Raw genomic sequence first — 18,734 nt, forward strand, 5'->3', positions numbered from 1 at the left:
CGCTCAGAGCCCGTACGTCTTGGCGATGATCTCGCGCTGGATCTCGCTGGTGCCGCCGTAGATCGTGGACACCACGGTCGCGCGGACGTGCCGCTCCATCTCGTACTCGGTGGCGTACCCGTACCCGCCCATCATCTGCATGCCCTCCAGCGCGATGCGCTTGGCGGTCTCGGTGACCTTGAGCTTGACCATCGAAGCCTCGCGCGGCAGCAGCCGGGCCGGGTCGCGGTCGACGCGTTCGGCGACGGAGTAGACGAGGAGTTCGCAGCACTCCAGTTCGGTGGCCAGGTCGGCGATGCGGTGGGCGAGGGCCTGGAAGCTGCCGATCGGCCGCCCGAACTGCTCGCGTTGGCGGACGTAGTCCAGGGTGTCGTCGAAGGCGCGGCGCGCGGTGCCGAGCATCATGGCGGCGAGGATGAGGCGTTCGGTGTTGAGCCCGCCCATGAGCTGGCGCCAGGCGTGGTCGACCTCGCCGACGACGGCGTCGGCGGGCAGTTCGACGTCGGTGAAGAACAGGTCGTTGACGTCGTTGCCGCCCATGGTGGAAATGCCGCGTACGTCGAGGCCCTCGGTAGCGGCGGGCACGTGGAACATGGTCAGGCCCTCGTGCTTGTCGCCATCGGTATTGGTGCGGGCGATCAGCAGGATCGACTCGGCGAAGTGCGCGTTGGAGCACCAGGTCTTCTGGCCGTTGATCCGCCAGCCGTGCGAGGTGCGTTCGGCGCGGCAGGTCAGCGCGCCGACGTCGGACCCGGCGCCGGGCTCGGACATTGAGATGGACAGCACGGCGCCTTCGCAGAAGCGTTTGACGGCGGAGGTGCGCTGGGCCTCGCTGCCGTAGCGCTGGTAGACGCCGGCGGTGATGCGCGCGGGTCCGTGGCCGCCGATCGGCGCCATGCCGTACGCGCTCTCCTCGAGGAAGAGGCAGGCGTCGACCATTCCGCCGCCGGCGCCGCCGAGTTCCTCGGGGAATCCGACGCCGAGCCAGCCGAGCCCGGCCATCTTCCCGTACAGCTCGCCGTTGTGGTGGCGGGTGCCGCCGTCGGTCAGTTCGAGGCGGCGCTCGCGGGTCCCGCACTCGCGGCGCACGAAGTCGCGCACCGCGTCGACGAAGGCCTGCTGCTCGCTGCTGATGGTGCGTGCCATGGTTCGCCCCCTGGTCGCCGAGTGGGTCAAAGATACATTTCACGTTGACTTGTGTCAGCGTCGAACCGACCATGAAAGTGACTCAGAATCCTTGTGGATCAAGGGAGTTCGTGGGCATGGCGGACGTCGGGACCGCGGGCCGGGCGCCCGCGCGGGGCAGTGCGTACCATCGGGGTTCGATGAACACGACGCGCACCGCCGTCCTCGCCCGGGCCCTGGCCGCCGACGACTCCGCCGACGCCGCGGACCCGACGACCGGGCGCATCCTCGACGCGGCGCGGGACCAGTTCTCCACGTTCGGGGTTCGGCGTTCCACGGTCGAGGACGTCGCGCGCCGCGCGCGGGTGGGCCGCGTGACGGTCTACCGGCGCTTCGACACCAAGAACGCGCTGGTGGAAGCGGTGCTGATCCGCGAGGCGCGGCGCTTCCTCGCGGTGTTCGACGCCGAGGTCGCCGCGCTGCCCACGATGGAGGAGCGCATCGTCGCGGGATTCGTGGTGGCGCTGCGGGACGCCCGTACGTCGCTGATCGGCCGACTGCTCGAACTGGAGCCGGAGACCGCGCTGCCGTTCCTGACCACGCGCGGCGGGCCGATCCTGGGGGTGCTGCGCGACTACCTGGCGGCGTCGTTCGTCCGGGCGCCGGACGCCACCGCGCTGCGCGGGCCCGGCGACCCGGCGGAGTTCCACACCGAGGACGGCGCGCGGGTGGCGGAGATATTCGTGCGTCTGACGGTCTCGTTCCTGCTGACCCCGCAGAGCATCGTGCCGCTCGACGACGAGCCGCGGGCCCGCGAGTTCGCCCGCCGCTTCCTGGCGCCGATGGTGACGGGGCCGCCCGCCCAGTGACGCGCCCTGACGCGTCCGCACGGCCGTTGCCCGGACGGGGAATTTCTCCGGCGGCCATTGGGTTGGTCATCCGCCGCCCAGCGGCAGGGTCCTGATGATCCGTAGGATCCTCCCCCGTGACGACATCCATGAAACGACGCATCGCGGCGGGCCTGGGCGCCCTGCTCGTGGTCGCGGCGCTCGGCGGGGCGACGCCCGCCATAGCCGACCCCAACAACGGGGACGCCGCGCCGCCGCCCAAGGTGGACCTGGTCCTCGACCTCAGCGGGTCGATGAACCAGAACGACGCGGGCGGCCAGACGCGCATCGACGCCGCGAAGAAGGCCTTCAACGAGATCCTGGACGCGCTGCCGACGGAGGCCCTGGTCGGCCTCCGCGTGCTCGGCCAGGGCAACCCGGGCAACAACAAGGCGGCGGGCTGCCAGGAGACGCAGCAGCTCACGCCGGTCGGAAAGCCGGACAAGGGCGCGATGAAGACCGCCGTCGCGGCGCAGCGCCCGACCACCGGCTGGACCCCGATCGGCCTGACGCTGCGCAAGGCCGCCGAGGACCTGGGCACCGAAAAGACGTCCCGCCGCATCATCCTCATCACCGACGGCGAGGACTCCTGTTCGCCGCCCGACCCGTGCGTGGTCGCGCGCGAACTGGCCGCGCAGGGCCTGAACCTGACGATCGACACGCTGGGCCTGGTGCCGGACGAGAACACCCGCCGCCAGCTGACCTGCATCGCCTCCGCGACCGGCGGCACGTACACCTCGGCCAACAACGCGCAGGAACTGTCCCAGCGTGTCCAGCAGTTGGTGCAGCGCGCGGTGACCACCGCCGAAGAGGTCACCACGCCGACCAACGTGCACGGCAGCCCGAACGGGTGCGCAGACGCGCCGCTGCTCGGCCCGGGCGTCTACAACGACCGCGAGGAGTTCGAGCAGCACCTCTGGTACAAGGTCCCGCAGCTGCCGGGCCAGGAGCTGCGCGCCTCGGCGACGGTCGGGATAGACCGCGCGGTGTTCCGCGACTACGACGTGACCATCACGGCGGTCACCGACGACGGCCGCGACCTGGCGCGTTACACGGACGCCGGGGCGGGGCGGATGGACGGCCAGTCGGCCGGCCTGCGTTACTCGCTGCCGAAGAAGGGCCACGGCAAGCCGTCCGCCTCGGACGCCAAGGTCACCTGCCTGATGGTGAGCACGGCGTTCAACGGCGGTCCTGGCGTGGCGAAGACGCCCGGCATGCCGGTCGAGCTGCTGGTGGACCTGGTCGCCGCGTCGGACGCGCAGGCCTCGGACACGCACGGGCTCGGGCGCGGCTGGATCTTCCTGGGTGTGCTCGCGGGCGTCGGGCTCGTGAGCGGTGTGCTGTTCGGCTGGATCGTCCGCTTCTTCGCGGGCATGCGGAGGGCTGTGTGATGCGTAGCTGGACTCGTACGGTGCGCCGCGCGGCGGTTCTCGCCGCGGCGGTCGCACTCACCGCGACACCCGCGATGGCGGCGTCGTCGTCGCCCTCCCCTTCCCCGTCCGGCGGTTCGGGTGGCCTGTCGGGCTCCGGTTCCGGGGCCGCGCCGGGCACGTCGTTCCTGACGGCGGGCAAGATGGAGTCGGACGCGTCGACCACCGCGACCGCCTCGACCGGCGAGTACATGTACTGGTCGTTCCCCGCGCTCGCCGGCGAGGACGTGTCCGCCAAGGTCACGCTCACGCTGCCGGGCGGCCGCACCGCCGCGTCGACGTGGCGCGTGGACGTGTTCGACGGCATACGCCGGCACCAGCCGTGCGCCACCGGGCACCCGCAGAAGACCGCGCAGCAGAACGAGACCGACGTGACGCTGGACTGCGGTCCGCGCACCATCCGCCCGTGGTCGGAGGCGTGGTCGGCCGACCCGCTGCCGGGCCTGTACTACGTGCGGGTCGCGGCGACGGACATCGCGGAGAAGGACGTCGGCCTCAAGCTCAACGTCAAGCTGGAGCTGTCCGCCAAGGGCGGCGGCGACATCGGCCCCGACGCGGGGCAGGACGACGCGCTCAAGGCTCCGCTGATGCCCATCACCAAGGGCGGCACGGTGCTGCAGCCCGGCCAGGCCGCCGAGACCCGCAAGGTGAAGCTCGACGGTTTCGACAGCGGCGACGACGCCTGGCTGTCGGGGTCGACGGGCCGCTGGGTGTGGACGACGGCGGGCGGCATCGTCGCGATGCTGCTCGGCGTCGGCGGCTACATGTTCGCCCGGCACCCGCGCCGCTGGTTCCGCTAGCCGCTCGGGTGAACCGCCCCCGTCCATGACGGGGCGTCAGTACCGCGTCCAGGGCGCGGAGTCGGTCTCCGGCTCCGCGCCCTCGGCGTTTTGTCAGGCGTCGCCGGTCTCGCGCAGCCCTCCGCGCTGCGCGAACTCCACGAACGCTCGGGCCTGCCGGCTCGTGACGTCCGCCGTATGCACCAGCGCCACGGCGCGCAGCATCGGCGGGTCGAACGAGCGGATGACCGCCGAGTCGCCGAACACGCCGTGGGCGATCTCGCGGTACCAGAGCATGGATCCCTCGCCGTTGAGCACCGAGGCGATCCAGTGCACCCGGTCGTCGGTCTCGACGGCCGCGATCGGACGCACCCACAGCGTCGCGAACATCGCCTCCATCTCCGAGCGCCGCCCGCTGCCGCGCGTGGGCATCGCCATGCGCAGGCCGTTGAGCTGCGACCACGGCACCGGGTCCGGCAGGTCCTCGGACGTCGGCGACACCAGGACGACCTCGTGCTCGGCGAGCCGGTGCGAGCGCAGGTCCTCGGGCACCGGGGCGTCGACGAGGCCGAGCGCGGTCAGGCCGCTGCGTACCGACTCGAAGACGTCCTCGCGGCTGAGGCAGCGCACGACGTCGACGCAGACGCCCGCGTGCTCGGCCTCGAACGCCGGCGCGATGCGGCCGGTCAGGTCGACCGCGAGGGTGTGCGTGGTGGCGATGCTCAGGCCGTTGACGCGGGCGGACTCGGCGGCGCGGCCGACGTCCTCGATCGCGCCGACGGTGTCGAGCACGGTGCGCGCCAGCCGGACGACGCGCTTGCCCTCCGCGGTGAGGCCGACGCTGCGACCTTCGCGGACCAGCAGGTCGCCGCCGAGCTCGTGTTCGAGCGCCTTGAGCGCGCGCGACAGTGCGGACTGGGCGACATAGAGGGCTTCCGCCGCCGCCGTCATGGTGCCGTGGTCGGCGACCGCGATGAGGTAGCGCAACTGCTGAAGAGTCACGCTCGCAGATTAACGCGAAGCTCCCTCCAGGTAATCGGTTTCGCAAAATTCACCGCAGATTTCCGTGCGGTACGCTCGGCATCGGCGGGCCGCCCCGGGCGCCGCCGGGTAAACCGGCGGCCTGAAATGGCCAAGCTTTTTGGGCAACGAACCATGCCTGGAATGCATAGATCGCGGGGCCGCGGCGGCGGTCGGGGCGGTTCCGCGCGGCGTCGGGCTTACCACCGGTAAGGTGTTCACATACGCTGGCGTATGGCGGGCGGCGCGTTTCCCCTGGTCAGAACGTGTTCTACCAAGAACGCGCAGGTGGAGCCCTACACGGGGGTCAAGGGCATGCGAACCCCCTCGATCCGCGGCCCTGTCGACCGGCGCCGGGTGCGGTCCCGGTCCCGCACCCCGCACCCGCCCTTGACAGCCCCCGACGGCGCCCGCACGATACATGTCGCCGAACCGGTGAATTGAATTCCGCATCACGGGAGCGCGCCACGGATAACTTTCGGCGCCACCCGGGCAATTGCTTTTGCTGTGCTCAGGATGCTTTATTCGACACTGCACTCACTCCGTCGCGCCGCCGCCGTCCCCAGCGTTTTCCGCGAATGCCGGCGGGGGTTGCCGCGCACGCCCGGGAAGGAGCCGCACCATGGCCTCGCAGACCGTCCGCCGCGACCCGCCCGCCGTCCGCCCCCTGCCCCGCGACCTCGTGCTCGCGGTCGGTCCGTTCGAGGAGCCGAACGCTCCGCTCGCCGTCGCCGCCCACCGCGCCGGCGCGCTCGGGGTCGTGGACCTGGGCCGCGACCGGGCGGCCGCGCTGGCCGCCCTCGCGGAGGTCGCGCGCCGCCCGGACCGGTCGTTCGGCGTGCGCGTGCCGGCCGGCTGCCCGATGAGCGCCGGCGACCTCCCGGACTCCGCCGACATCGTGGTACTGGCCGCCGGATCGCCCTGGCGGATCGACGAAGTCCCGGCGGGAAGACGCGTGTTGGTCGAGGTGACCACACCCGCCGAGGCGCACGCGGCACAGGCGGACGGGGCACACGGGCTGATCGCCGTCGGCCACGAGTCGGGCGGCCGGGTCGGCGACCTGACCACGTTCGTCCTGCTCCAACACCTGCTCGCGGACCAGGGACTGCGGCTGCCGGTCTGGGCGAAGGGCGGCATCGGCCCGCACACCGCCGCGGCCGCCGTGGCGGGCGGCGCGGCCGGGGTCGTCCTCGACACCCAGCTCGCGCTCCTCGCGGAGTCCGCACCATGCCTGCCGGACCCGGTGGCCGCGGCACTGCGGTCGATGGACGGCGGGGAGACCGCCGTCCTGGAGGGACACCGGGTGTACTCCCGGCCGGATCTGCCGCTTCGTCGGCTTGCGGACGAGGCGGCGGCGTTCGGCGGCGTCGGATCGGCGTTCGGGGCGCGCGGCCTCGACCGGCAGTTGCTCCCCGTGGGACAGGACGGAGCGCTGGCCCGACGTTTCGCCGAGCGGTACGGCACGACCGGACGGACCGTGCGGGCCGTCCGGTCGGCCGTCACCGACGCACTGGTCGCCGCTGTGGCGGCCACCCCGCTGGCGCCCCGGGCGGACGGCGAACTGCCGGTCGTGCAGGGCCCGATGACCCGGGTCAGCGACCGTGCGGCGTTCGCCGACGAGGTGTCCGCAGCGGGCGGGCTGCCGTTCCTGGCGCTCGCGCTGATGGACGGCGCCGCGACCCGGGCGCTCCTCGAGGAGACCGCGGCCCGGCTCGCGGGCCGGCGCTGGGGCGTGGGGCTGCTCGGCTTCGCGCCGCCCGAACTGCGCGACGAACAGCTGGCCGCGGTCGCCGCGGTGCGCCCGCCGTACGCGCTGATCGCGGGCGGACGCCCGGACCAGGCCGCGCCGTTGGAGGCCGCCGGGACCCGCACCTACCTGCACGTGCCGTCGCCAGGGCTGCTGGAGCAGTTCCTGCGCGCCGGCGCGCGGCGCTTCGTCTTCGAGGGCCTGGAGTGCGGAGGGCACGTGGGCCCGCGTGCGAGCTTCCCGCTCTGGGAGGCGCAGCTGGACCTGCTGGCCGCCCACGCCCGGCGGCACGGCGGCGCCGACCTGGACGTGCTGTTCGCGGGCGGCGTGCACGACGCCCGGTCCGCCGCGATGGTCGCCGCGGCCGCCGCGCCGCTGGCCGAACTCGGTGCGCGGGTAGGCGTGTTGATGGGCACCGCGTACCTGTTCACCGACGAGGCGGTGGCCGCGAGCGCCATCCTCCCCGGCTTCCAGCGCACCGCGCTGGCCTGTACGTCCACCGAACTGCTGCAGACCGCCCCGGGACACGCGACGCGCTGCGCGGGGACGCCGTTCGTGGCGGCCTTCGCCGAGGCCCGCGCCGGCCTGGAGGCGCAGGGGGTGCCGGCCCGCGAGATGTGGGCGCACCTGGAGGAACTCAACCTGGGGCGGCTGCGGATCGCCAGCAAGGGCGTGGTGCGCGACGGCGCCGAGCTGCGGTCCGTCGACGAACCGGACCAGCTGCGCGAGGGCATGTTCATGCTCGGCCAGGTCGCCGCCCTGCACGACGCCCCGACCACGGTCGCCGCGCTGCACGCGGACGTGACCGAGGGCGCCACCGCGTTCCTCGCCGCGCGCGCCGCCGAACTCGGGCTCACCGAAGCCGAGTCGGCGACCGTCGCGGAACCGGTCGACGTCGCGATCGTCGGCATGGCCTGCGTGCTGCCGGGCGCCGCCGACCTGGACGCGTTCTGGCGGAACGTGCTGACCGGCGTCGACGCGGTGACCGAGGTGCCGCGCGAACGCTGGGACCACGACACCTACTTCGACCCGGCGGCCACCCGCGACCCGAACGGCAAGACACCGTCCAAGTGGGGCGGCTTCGTGCCGCCGATCCCGTTCGACGCACCCGCGTTCGGGATCCCGCCCGCGTCGCTCGCCTCCATCGAGCCCGCGCAGCTGCTCGCGCTGCACGTCGCCGCGCGCGCCCTGGACGACGCCGGCTACGGGAGCGGCCGGGAGTTCGACCGCGCGCGCACGTCGGTCATCTTCGGCGCGGAGGCGGGCACCGACCTCGCCGGCGCGTACGGCTTCCGGTCGCTGTACCCCGCCTACTTCGGGGCGCTGCCCGCCGAGCTGGACGCGCGGCTGCCCAAGCCGACCGAGGACTCCTTCCCCGGCGTCCTCGCGAACGTGATCGCCGGCCGCATCGCCAACCGGCTCGACCTCGGCGGCGTCAACTACACGGTGGACGCGGCGTGCGCGGCCTCGCTCGCCGCGCTCGACCTGGCCTGCAAGGAGCTCGTGCAGGGCGGCAGCGACGTCGTGCTGTGCGGCGGTGTGGACACCCACAACGGCGTCAACGACTACCTGATGTTCTCGTCGGTGCACGCGCTTTCGCCGTCCGGGCGGTGCGCGACCTTCGACTCCGCCGCCGACGGCATCGCGCTCGGCGAGGGCGCCGCGTGCCTGGTGCTCAAGCGGCTCACGGACGCCGAGCGCGACGGCGACCGGGTCTACGCCGTGGTCAAAGCGGTCGGCGGCTCCAGCGACGGCCGGTCGCTCGGGCTGACCGCGCCGCGCCCCGAGGGGCAGCGGCGCGCGCTGGAGCGGGCGTACGCGCGGGCCGGCGTGTCCCCGGCCGAGATCGGCCTCGTCGAGGCGCACGGCACCGGCACGGTCGTCGGCGACCGCGCCGAACTGGAGACGCTGACCGAGGTGTTCACCGCGCACGGCGCCGCGCCGGGCGGGTGCGCGCTCGGCTCGGTGAAGTCGCAGATCGGGCACACCAAGTGCGCCGCGGGCCTGGCCGGGCTGATCAAGGCGACGCTGGCGCTGCACCACGGCGTGCGCCCGCCCACGCTGCACGTGCGCGAGCCCAACGCGGGCTGGGACCCGGAGCGCAGCCCGTTCTTCTTCGACGGGCAGGCCCGCCCGTGGGCCGAGCACGACCCGGCCCGGCGCCGCGCCGGGGTGAGCGCGTTCGGGTTCGGCGGCACGAACTTCCACGCCGTGCTCGCCGGCCACACGCCCGGCGAACACGAGTGCCGCACCGACGTGTTCGGCAGCGCGGCGCTCACCGCGTGGCCGGTCGAGCTGTTCTGCTTCGCCGGGGCCACGCACGCCGACGCGGTCGCCGCCGTCGACCGGCTCGCCGCGCTGCTGGACGACGGCACGCCGCGCACGCTGCGCGGGCTTGCGGCCCTCGCCGCCGACGAGGCCTCCGCCGCGACGGCGGCCGGGGCGCCCGTGCAGGTCGCCCTGGTCGCCGCCGACCCCGACGACCTGCGGGTCAAGCTGGCCAGGGCCCGGGACGGCGCCGACGACCCGGCCGGCGAGGTGTTCCTGCGCCGGGCCGGCCACGAGCCGGGCACGGTCGCGTTCCTCTACCCGGGGCAGGGCAGCCAGCGGCCCGGCATGCTCGCCGACGTGTTCGTCGCGTTCCCCGGGCTGCGCGACGTGTTCGGCCAGGCGCCGCCCGGCTGCGTCGACGCGATGTTCCCGCCCGCGGCGTTCACCGCCGAGGCCCGGGAGGCCGCGCACCGGCGCATCACCGACACCCGCACCGCGCAGCCCGCGCTCGGCGTCGCCGAGGTGGCGCTCACGCGCCTGCTGGACCGGCTCGGTGTCCGCCCCGATCTGGCCGCCGGGCACAGTTACGGCGAGCTCGCGGCGCTGTGGGCCGCCGGCGCCTACGACAGCGCGGACCTGCTGCGGCTCAGCGCCGCCCGTGCCGAGGCCATCCTCGGCGCGGCGGGCGACGACCCCGGCGCGATGGCCGCGGTGGCCGCGCCGCTGGAGCGGATCGCGCCGGTGCTGTCGCTGCTGAACCTCAACCAGAACCTGGCGCACGGCGTCACAGGGCAGCAGGTGGGCGTCGTCCCGGCGAACCTCAACACGCCGACCCAGACCGTGGTCTCGGGTCCGACGGCCGCGATGGAGGCGGCCGTCGAGGCCCTGGAGGCCGAAGGGCTGCAGGTCAGGCGGCTGCCGGTGGCGTGCGCCTTCCACAGCCCGGTCGTCGCGGCCGCGTCGGTGCGGCTGGCGAACGTGCTGGCCGACATCCCGGTGGCGGCACCGCGGTTCCCGGTCTGGTCGAACGGCGCGGCGGCCACCTATCCCGCCGACCCCGACGGCGTGCGCCGGCTGCTCGCCCGCCAGGTCGCCGAACCGGTGCGGTTCGTCGAGCAGATCGAGGCGATGTACGCCGCCGGGGCGCGTACGTTCGTCGAGGTCGGCCCGGGGCGCGCCCTGACCGGCATGGTCAGGGCGATCCTCGGGGACCGCCCCCACACCGCCGTCGCGTGCGACGTGCCCGGCGAGCCCGGGCTGCGTCGGCTCCTCGCGGCGCTGGCCGAACTCGCCGTGTGCGGGCTGCCGGTCGCGGTGCGGGAGCTCACCCGGGGCCGTGCGCGAGACGCCGACACGCGCCCGGCCCCGCTCCCGGCGTGGCAGGTGGACGGCCACCTGGTGCGCACCGCCGACGGCGCCCCCGTCGCGGGCGGGCTGCGGCCCGCGGAGCCGGTCCGGCCCCAGGCGGTCCTGCCGGCCGCCGGGGCCGCGACCGGGGTGAACGGGTCGCCGACCGGTCTCGCGGCGGCCGAGGATCCGCGGCAGCGGGCCGTCCTGGAGTACCTGGCGGCGGCACGCGAGTCGGTGGCGGCGCAGCGGGACGTGCTGCTCGGATTCCTGGGCGCGAGCCCGCAGCCGTGGACGCCCGCGGCGCCGACGGGTGCTGCTCTTGCCCAGCCGGTGGCGGGTCCTGTGGCGGCGACGCCGGTGCCCTCGTCCGTACCGACACCTGCGCCTGCGCCCGCGCCTGTCGCGGTGCTGGACACGGCACGGGCGCTGGACGCCGTGCTGGAGGTCATCGGCGCGCGGACCGGCTATCCGCGCGACATGCTCGACACGGGCCTGGACCTGGAGGCCGACCTGTCGGTCGACTCCATCAAGCGCACCGAGATCATCGGCGAACTCGCCGTCCGCCTCGACATGCTCGACGAAGCCCTGGTCGAACGCCTCGCCCGCGTGAAGACCATCACGGCGATCGTGGAGGGACTCGTCGAGCACGCAGCGTCGCGTCCCGGCGCCGACGCGGGAGGCCAGGCTCCCGCGCCGGCCGTCCAGCCCGCCGCCGCGCTGCTGGACGCCGGTCGCGCCCTCGACACCGTGCTCGAGGTCATCAGCGCCCGCACCGGCTACCCCCGGGAGATGCTCGACACCGGCCTGGACCTGGAGGCCGACCTGTCGGTCGACTCCATCAAACGCACCGAGATCATCGGCGAACTCGCCGTCCGCCTCGACATGCTCGACGAAGCCCTCGTCGAACGCCTCGCGCAGGTGAAGACGATCGACGCGATCGTCGACGGGCTGCTGGCACACGCGGGCGCGGCGCAGGGCGCGCCGGAGCCGGCCGCGGCGGTCGCCTCCGCGGCGGCGCCGTTCGGCGGAGCTCCGGTGCGGTCCGGTGCCGACGCCGAAGCCGCCGACATCGGCCGCCCCGTGCGGCACACCGTCGACCTGGTCGAGTTCCCGGCGGCCGCACCCGATCCGACGGACGCCGAACGCGCCGTCGGGGGCCGCTCGGTGGTCCTGGTCGCGGACGCGCACGGCATCGCCCTCGCGCTGGCCGAGCTGCTGGAGCGGTTCGGCGCGAGCGTGCGCATCGTCGAACCGGGGCAGCCCCTGCCCGGGCCCGACGTGGACGCGGTCGTCCACCTCGGCGCCCTGCGTCCCGACGAGGTGCCGGTCATCCTGGACGACTTCACGCTGCTGCGGGACGCGCTCGAAGCCGGTGTCGGCCACCTGCTGACGGCCACCGGCAACGGCGGCGCGTTCGGCCGCGACACCGACCACGTTGAGCGGCGCGCCACCGACCGCTCCCCCGGCATCGGGCTGCCCGGCTTCGCCAGGACCGCCGCGCACGAGTACCCGGACACGGTCGTCCGCGTCGTCGACGTCGACCCGAAGGACGAACCCGCGGCCATCGCCACGCGGTTGCTGGCACTGCTCGGCGCGGGCCCGGACCCGCATGCGCCCGTCGCGGTCGGGCTCGGCGCGGGCGTGCACCGCACGCTGGTCGTCAACGAACGGCCGCTCGCCCCTGGTTCCGGCGGGTCCGCGGCCGTGCTGGGGCCGGACTCGGTGGTGCTGCTGACCGGCGGGGCACGCGGCATCACCGCGCGCGTCGCGGTGGGCCTGGCCAGGGCGTACGGCTGCCACATCGAACTGATCGGGCGCACCGCCGACACCGGCCCGGAAAGCCCCGCCACAGCGCACGCCGCCGACCGGGCCGCGGTGCGGGCCGCGCTCGTCGCGGGCGGGCTGCGGGCGCCGGCCGAGGTCGAGGCCGAGGCGTCGCGGCTGCTGGCCGCCCGCGAGGTGCGGGCGACCGTGGCGGCCTTGGCCGGACCCGCCGCGTCTGTGCGGGTGCACGCCGCGGACGTGCGCGATCCCGCGTCCGTGGGTGCCGTCGTCGCCGACGTGTACGCCCGGCACGGCCGGCTCGACGCGATCGTGCACGGCGCGGGCGTCCTCGACGACCGGCTGCTGAAGGACAAGACCGAGGAGGCCTTCGCCCGCGTCTTCACCACCAAGGTGGTCGGCGCACGGGCTCTCGCCGACGCGGTGCGCGCCCGGCCCGTCGCCGAACGGCCCCGGTTCCTGGCGCTGTTCGGCAGTGTCGCGGGTGTCTTCGGCAACCGCGGGCAGGCCGACTACGCCGCCGCCAACGACGCCCTGGACACCCTCGCGTACGCCTGGGGGCCGGCCGCCAACGGCGACGCGGTCGCCGACCGCGTCGTGTCGTTCGACTGGGGTCCGTGGGCGGCCGCCGGCGGCGGCATGGTCACGGCCGAACTCGAACGGCACTACCGGCGGCTCGGCATGCCGCTCATCGACCCCGACGCCGGCGTCGACGCGCTGCTCGCCGAACTCGACGCCCCGGACGGGCCCGCGCAGGTCGTGTACCTGTGCCCGCCGCGCACCGCCCAGGAGCCGACGGAGGAGGCCCGATGACCGGACGCGACCCCGGGCCCCGGCCCACCGACGCGGCGATCGTCGGCATCGGCGCGGTGTTCCCGTCCGCGCCGGACGGCCCCGCGTTCTGGACGAACATCGAGAAGGGCGTGGACGCGATCACCGACGTCCCGCCGCACCGCTGGGACCCGGACGTGTACTTCGCGCCCGACGCCGCCACCGGGCCGGTCCGCGCCGACCGGTTCTACTGCCGGCGCGGCGGATTCGTCGACGAGTACGCGACGTTCGACCCGACCCGCTTCGGGATCATGCCGGCCGCCGTCGACGGCGCCGAACCCGACCAGCTGCTCGCGCTGCGCACCACCGCCGAGGCGATCGCCGACGCGGGCGGCGAGGACCGGCTCCCCGACCGGTCGCGCATGGGCGTGGTGTTCGGCCGCGGCGGCTACATGGGCGTCGCGACCGCGCGGCTCGACCAGCGGGTCCGCACCGCGCACCAACTGGTCTCCGTGCTGCGGCAGATCGCCCCCGAGTTCGACGAGGGCCGGCTGACCGCGATCCGCGACGCGTTCCAGGCCGCGCTGGGACCGGAGCGCCCCGACGCGTCCATCGGCCTGGTGCCGAGTTTCACCGCGTCGCGGATCGCCAACCGGCTCGACCTGGGCGGGCCCGCGTACACCGTGGACGCGGCGTGCGCGACCGGGCTGCTGGCGATCGACCACGCGGTGGCGGAGCTGGCTTCGGGGCGCTGCGACGCGGTCATCGCGGGCTCCGTGCACCACTGCCACATCGCCACGCTGTGGAGCGTCTTCACCCAACTGCGGGCGCTGAGCCCGGCGATGCGGATCCGCCCCTTCGACCGGGCCGCCGACGGGACGCTGATCTCGGAGGGCACGGGGGCGGTCGTCCTCAAACGGCTCGCCGACGCGCAGCGGGACGGCGACCGGGTGTACGCCGTGGTGCGCGGGGTCGGCGTGTCCAGCGACGGCCGCGCGGCCAGCCTGATGAGCCCCCTCGCCGACGGCCAGATCCGCGCCCTCGACCGCGCGTGGCAGGCCGCCGGCCTGGACCCGCAGGCCTCGGACGCACTGGGCCTGCTGGAGGCCCACGGCACCGGCACCCCGGTCGGCGACGCGGTCGAACTCGACACCCTCGCAAGGTTCTTCGGCCACCGCGCCGAGCCGGACACGGTCATCGGCTCGGTCAAGTCGATGATCGGCCACACGATGCAGGCCAGCGGCATGGCCGGCCTGCTGAAGGCCGTCTACGCCGTCCACCACGCCGCCCTCCCCCCGACGCTGCACGTCGAGGACCCGCACGAGGCCCTGTCCCGCACCCGCATGAGGCTCCTCTCGGAATCCGAACCCTGGCCCACCACTCCGGGCACGGTCCGCCGCGCCGGAGTGAACGCCTTCGGCTTCGGCGGGGTGAACACCCACGTGATCGTGGAGGAACCCCCGACGGGACGTGCGGAGGCCCTACCGGTCCCGGCACCGGGAACGCGGATGCCCGACGAGCGGGCCCAGACGACGGATGGGCATGCGGTGGCGTCGAAGCCCGACGCGATCAGCACCGCAACCGCGCCGCCCGCCGAAGGCGTGGCGAGGGCGGCCCACGAGGGTGCAGGCGAACTCCCACCGGGCACTCTGAGCGCCCGCCCCCGCACCCTGCACGCCACGACTGCGGCCGACGCGCGCATGGCCACACAGGCGCACTCGGGCACCACCGCACGGCCCGACGAAAGCGTGGCAGACCAAGCCGACGCAGACAGGCGCACGACCGCGTCGGGGACTGACCACGTCGCGTCGGAGACGACGACCGCTGCCACCGCGCCGGCCGCCGAAGGCGTGGCGAGGGCGGCCCACGAGGGTGCAGGCGAAGTCCCGGCCCCCGGGGGCGCGCAGGGCACCGCAAGCGTCGGCCCCGACAGTCTGCATGCCACGACTGCGACCAACGCGCACGCGGCCACGCAGGCGCACTCTGCCTCAACCACACCGCCCGTCAACGGCGCGGCGCAGCCCGCGGGGCGCATCAGCGCGGCCGCAGCGTCGGGTGCGAGTGCGAACGGCATCGCGCAGGTCGCGGGCTTTGTCGGAGGCATCGGGGCGGGCGGGGCTTCGCGGGAGGGGCGTTCGGCTGCCACGGCGCGGGTTCTGGATTCGCGGGTTCTGGTGCTCTCGGCCGGGAGCGTCGCGGAGTTGGCGACCTTGTTGGCCAAGGGGGTCACGTCGTCCGCGAGCGACGGGCCGTGCCGGCTTGCCGTTGTCGATCCCAATCCTCGTCGGCTCGAGCTTGCGGGCCGGGTGGTTGCGCGCGGGGAACCCTGGCGTGGGCGTAGCGACATCTGGTTCACGCCTCGGCCGTTGCTCGGGGCGCATGCGCGGCAGCCGGGGAAGGTGGCGTTCCTGTTTCCCGGGTTGGAGCCCGAGACGCAGCCGCCCCTCGACGATGTCGCGGACGCGTTCGCGTTGCCGCGGCTCGTCGCCAACGACGCCGGCGAGATCGTGGGGCGGGCGCTCGACGCGCTCGGGAGCGGGCGGTTGCTCGCGGCGGCGCTCGGCGGGCTCGGGGTCCGTCCCGACGTCGTCGCCGGGCACAGTCTCGGTGAGTGGACGGCCATGGTCGTCGCCGGGATGTACCCGACCAGTGCCGTGGACGTGTTCCTCGACTCGCTGCGGCCCGGGTCGCTCGCCGTGCCGGATCTCGTCTATGCCGCCGTCGCGTGCGGTGCCGAGCGTGCCGCGGCCGCGTGTGCGGTCGTCGGCGGGGTGGTGGTATCGCACGAGAACTGCCCGCACCAGTGCGTGGTGTGCGGTCCCGCCGACGCGGTGCGTCGGGTGTTGGAACGGCTGCGCACGGACGGCGTCCTCGGTCAGGAGCTGCCGTTCCGGTCGGGGTTCCACACGCCGATGTGGGAGCCGTACCTGGACCAGGTGCGCGGCGCGTTCGCGCGGCTGCCGTTGCGCGACGCGCGGGTCCCGGTCTGGTCGGCGACCAGCGTCGCGCCGTATCCGCGGCGGTCGGACGAGGTGCGCGACCTGACGATCCGGCACCTGTTGGAGCCGGTCCGCTTCGGCGCCCTCGTCGAGCGCCTGCACGGGTCGGGGGTGCGGGCGTTCGTCCAGGTCGGCGCCGGCAGCCTCGGCGGGTTCGTCGACGACACGCTGCGCGGCGCGGAGGCGTTGACGGTGGCCGCGCACAGTGCCCGGCATCCGGGGCTCGCCGGGTTGGTGCGGGTGCGGGCCGCGTTGTGGGCCGAGGGCCTGGTGACCGGGCCCGGCGCGGAGCCGCGGGAGAGCGCCGCGCCACGCTCGGCGGCCGCCGCCTCACCGGGCGGCCCGTCGGCGCGCCGTACCGGGCCCCCCGTACGCCTCGACCTCGGTTCCCCCATCGTGCGCCTGGATCCGGACCGGCTGCCCGCCCCGCCGCCGCGCGCGGTCGCCGCGCCGCCGCTGAACGGGCATCAGGCCGGGAACCCGGTGCTCACCGCGTTCGCCGCGATCCTGAACGAGGCGGGCGACGCCGCGACCCGGACGATGGAGGCCTGGCAGCGGCACGGGCCCGCCGCCCCGGAGTCCGCCGCCCCGGCCGTCGAGGCCCGGCCCGTCGAGCCCGAACGGCTGTCCCAGCGCCGTGAGTTCTCGCTGCGCAACCTGCCGTACGTCGCCGACCACTGCATCTACGAGCAGCACGACCAGTGGGCGGACGACTCGGACCGCTTCCCGGTCGTCCCCATGACGACGCTGCTCGACCTGACGGGCGAGGCGGCGCGGGCGCTGGTGCCCGGCACGATCGTCGCGGGCTACGACGAGGTCCGCGCGCTGCGCTGGCTGCCGGTCGCGCCGCCGACGGACGCCGAGGTGACCGCGACGCGCCTGGACGCCGTGCGCGTGCGGGTCGAGATCGCCGGGTTCACCTCGACCGTGGTGCGCCTGGCGCAGGCCCCCGAGGCGCCGCCGGAGCCGGACCGTACGCCGCTCGTCAACGAGGGCCCGGCCCCCGTGCGCGCCGCGGCGCTGTACGCGGACCGGTGGATGTTCCACGGCCCGGGGTTCGCCGGCATCGACGAGGTGACCGCGGTCGCCGACGACGGGATCCGCGGGGTGCTGCGCACGCTGCCCGCGCCCGGCGCGCTGCTCGACGCCGCCGGCCAGTTGTTCGGGCACTGGATGCAGCTGCGGCTGCCGACCGACCGGCTCGTGTTCCCGGTCTCCGTCGACCAGGTGCGGTTGTACGGGCCGCCGCCGCGCACCGGCGACCGGCTGCTGGCCACCGCGCGCATCCTGCACACCACCGCGACGACGGTGCGCGGCGACGTCGAGCTGTGCGACGCCCGCGACGGCCTGGTCCGGGCCCGGCTGCTGGGCTGGACGTACCGCCGGTTCGCCGCCGACGAGCGGGTGTGGCCGATGAAGTTCACGCCGCACACCACCGGGGTCGGGGAGCCGCAGGCGGAGGGCTGGTGCCTGGTGCGCACCCGCTGGCCGGACGCCGCGTCGCAGGAGCTGGTCATGCGCCGCTACCTCGGGGCGCGGGAGCGCGCCGAGTTCGCGACCCGTCCGCCGCGGTCGCGTTCCGGCTGGCTGCTCGGCCGGATCGCCGTCAAGGACGCCGTGCGCCGCTACCTGTGGTCGCGCGGCGAGGGACCCATCTATCCGGCCGAAGTCCAGGTGTCCAACGACGAGTTCGGCCGCCCGGAGATCGAGCACGTGGTGCCGGGCGACGAGTTTCCGCGCGGCCGCCCGCGGCTGCACGTCTCGCTCGCGCACAAGCACCGGCTGGCCGTCGCGATCGCGGACCGGGTCCCCGTCGGCATCGACATCGAGTCGTTGGACGAACGGTCCGACGCGTTCGAGCGGGTCGCGCTCGCCCCGGCCGAGCGCGACCTGCTCGACCGGCTCTCCGACGGCGACCCGGACCGGCGCCGCGAATGGCTGGTGCGGTTCTGGTGCGCCAAGGAGGCCGCGGGCAAGGCGGACGGCATCGGCCTCGCCGGGCGGCCGACCGACCGGCGGGTCGTCTCCGCCGCCGAGGACCTGCTGACCGTCGCCGGCCCGGGTCGCGCCGCGGCCCGCCCGCACCAGGCACCCGCCCCACCGGTACGCGCGGTTCGCACCCGCGTCGTGGCGGACGTGGCCGAGCGCTACGTCGTCGCGTGGACCGTCCCACCGTCCGGAGACGGCTCTCACCCTGTCCCCCCTCGTCCCGTGGAGTCATCGTGACCGCCGAAACCACCACCGTGCCCTTCACGCCCGTGCAACCGCGCCACGTCGCGGTGTCCGCCGACGCGATCCTCGCCGAGCTGGTCGCCATGCTGGTCGAGGTCGTGGGCGAGGAGCTGCTGATCGCCACGACGGTCGACCGGGACAGCTCGTTCAACGCCGACCTGGCCATCGAGAGCATCGAGTTCGTGGCGCTCGCCGAGAAGCTGGAGAACCGCTACGGCTCGCGCGTGGACTTCATGGCGTTCCTCGCCGAGCTGGAGATGGACGAGATCCTGGAGATGACCGTCGGGACGCTCGTCGACTACATCGCCGCCCAGCTGGGCGGCGCCGGCGGGGAGGGCTGA

8 protein-coding genes are annotated in these 18,734 nt (G+C 74.7%); 6 read left to right on the plus strand and 2 right to left on the minus strand.

The genetic code is table 11. From position 1 onward, the window contains the following. Positions 1-3: 3 nt before the first annotated feature. Positions 4-1,146, minus strand: coding sequence for an acyl-CoA dehydrogenase family protein (locus QI554_RS13840; protein WP_281469805.1), 1,143 nt, complete (start codon positions 1,144-1,146; stop codon positions 4-6). 179 nt (positions 1,147-1,325) lie between these two features. On the opposite strand from QI554_RS13840, the gene QI554_RS13845 reads away from it, so the two are divergent. From QI554_RS13845 to QI554_RS13855, 3 genes are all read left to right on the plus strand, one after another. Next, entirely contained in the window at positions 1,326-1,994 is a 669-nt protein-coding gene (locus QI554_RS13845; protein ID WP_281469808.1) for a TetR/AcrR family transcriptional regulator, read from the plus strand. 116 nt (positions 1,995-2,110) lie between these two features. Continuing rightward, positions 2,111-3,403 carry a VWA domain-containing protein gene (locus QI554_RS13850; RefSeq protein ID WP_281469809.1) on the plus strand — a complete coding sequence of 431 codons (1,293 nt, stop codon included), beginning with the start codon at positions 2,111-2,113 and terminating at the stop codon, positions 3,401-3,403. Then, positions 3,403-4,242, plus strand: a complete 840-nt coding sequence (locus tag QI554_RS13855; RefSeq protein WP_281469811.1) for a peptidase — start codon at positions 3,403-3,405, stop codon at positions 4,240-4,242. Before QI554_RS13850 ends, QI554_RS13855 begins: the two co-directional genes overlap by 1 nt. Before the next feature lie 93 nt (positions 4,243-4,335). On the opposite strand, the gene QI554_RS13860 is transcribed toward QI554_RS13855, so the two are convergent. Next, entirely contained in the window at positions 4,336-5,223 is an 888-nt protein-coding gene (locus QI554_RS13860) for a LysR family transcriptional regulator (protein WP_281469813.1), read from the minus strand. 640 nt (positions 5,224-5,863) lie between these two features. On the opposite strand from QI554_RS13860, the gene QI554_RS13865 reads away from it, so the two are divergent. Genes QI554_RS13865 through QI554_RS13875 form a run of 3 tightly spaced genes read left to right on the plus strand, consistent with a single transcriptional unit; the run spans position 5,864 to position 18,734 of the window. Next, entirely contained in the window at positions 5,864-13,204 is a 7,341-nt protein-coding gene (locus tag QI554_RS13865) for a type I polyketide synthase (RefSeq protein ID WP_281469815.1), read from the plus strand. Further along, the gene (locus QI554_RS13870; RefSeq protein WP_281469817.1) at positions 13,201-18,387 is read left to right on the plus strand and encodes a type I polyketide synthase; all 5,187 of its coding nucleotides are present in this window, start codon (positions 13,201-13,203) and stop codon (positions 18,385-18,387) included. The genes QI554_RS13865 and QI554_RS13870 overlap by 4 nt, the downstream gene beginning before the upstream one ends. Next, entirely contained in the window at positions 18,384-18,734 is a 351-nt protein-coding gene (locus QI554_RS13875; RefSeq protein ID WP_281469819.1) for an acyl carrier protein, read from the plus strand. Before QI554_RS13870 ends, QI554_RS13875 begins: the two co-directional genes overlap by 4 nt.

The organism is Yinghuangia seranimata, assembly GCF_029953285.1.
GTDB lineage: Bacteria > Actinomycetota > Actinomycetes > Streptomycetales > Streptomycetaceae > Yinghuangia > Yinghuangia seranimata.

What these genes read in the sequence shown, in the direction of transcription:
- QI554_RS13870 (WP_281469817.1), top strand. Translation starts at nt 13,201, where the DNA reads ATGACCGGACGCGACCCCGGGCCCCGGCCCACCGACGCGGCGATCGTC.
- QI554_RS13865 (WP_281469815.1), top strand. Translation starts at nt 5,864, where the DNA reads ATGGCCTCGCAGACCGTCCGCCGCGACCCGCCCGCCGTCCGCCCCCTG.
- QI554_RS13855 (WP_281469811.1), top strand. Translation starts at nt 3,403, where the DNA reads ATGCGTAGCTGGACTCGTACGGTGCGCCGCGCGGCGGTTCTCGCCGCG.
- QI554_RS13840 (WP_281469805.1), bottom strand. Translation starts at nt 1,146, where the DNA reads ATGGCACGCACCATCAGCAGCGAGCAGCAGGCCTTCGTCGACGCGGTG.
- QI554_RS13845 (WP_281469808.1), top strand. Translation starts at nt 1,326, where the DNA reads ATGAACACGACGCGCACCGCCGTCCTCGCCCGGGCCCTGGCCGCCGAC.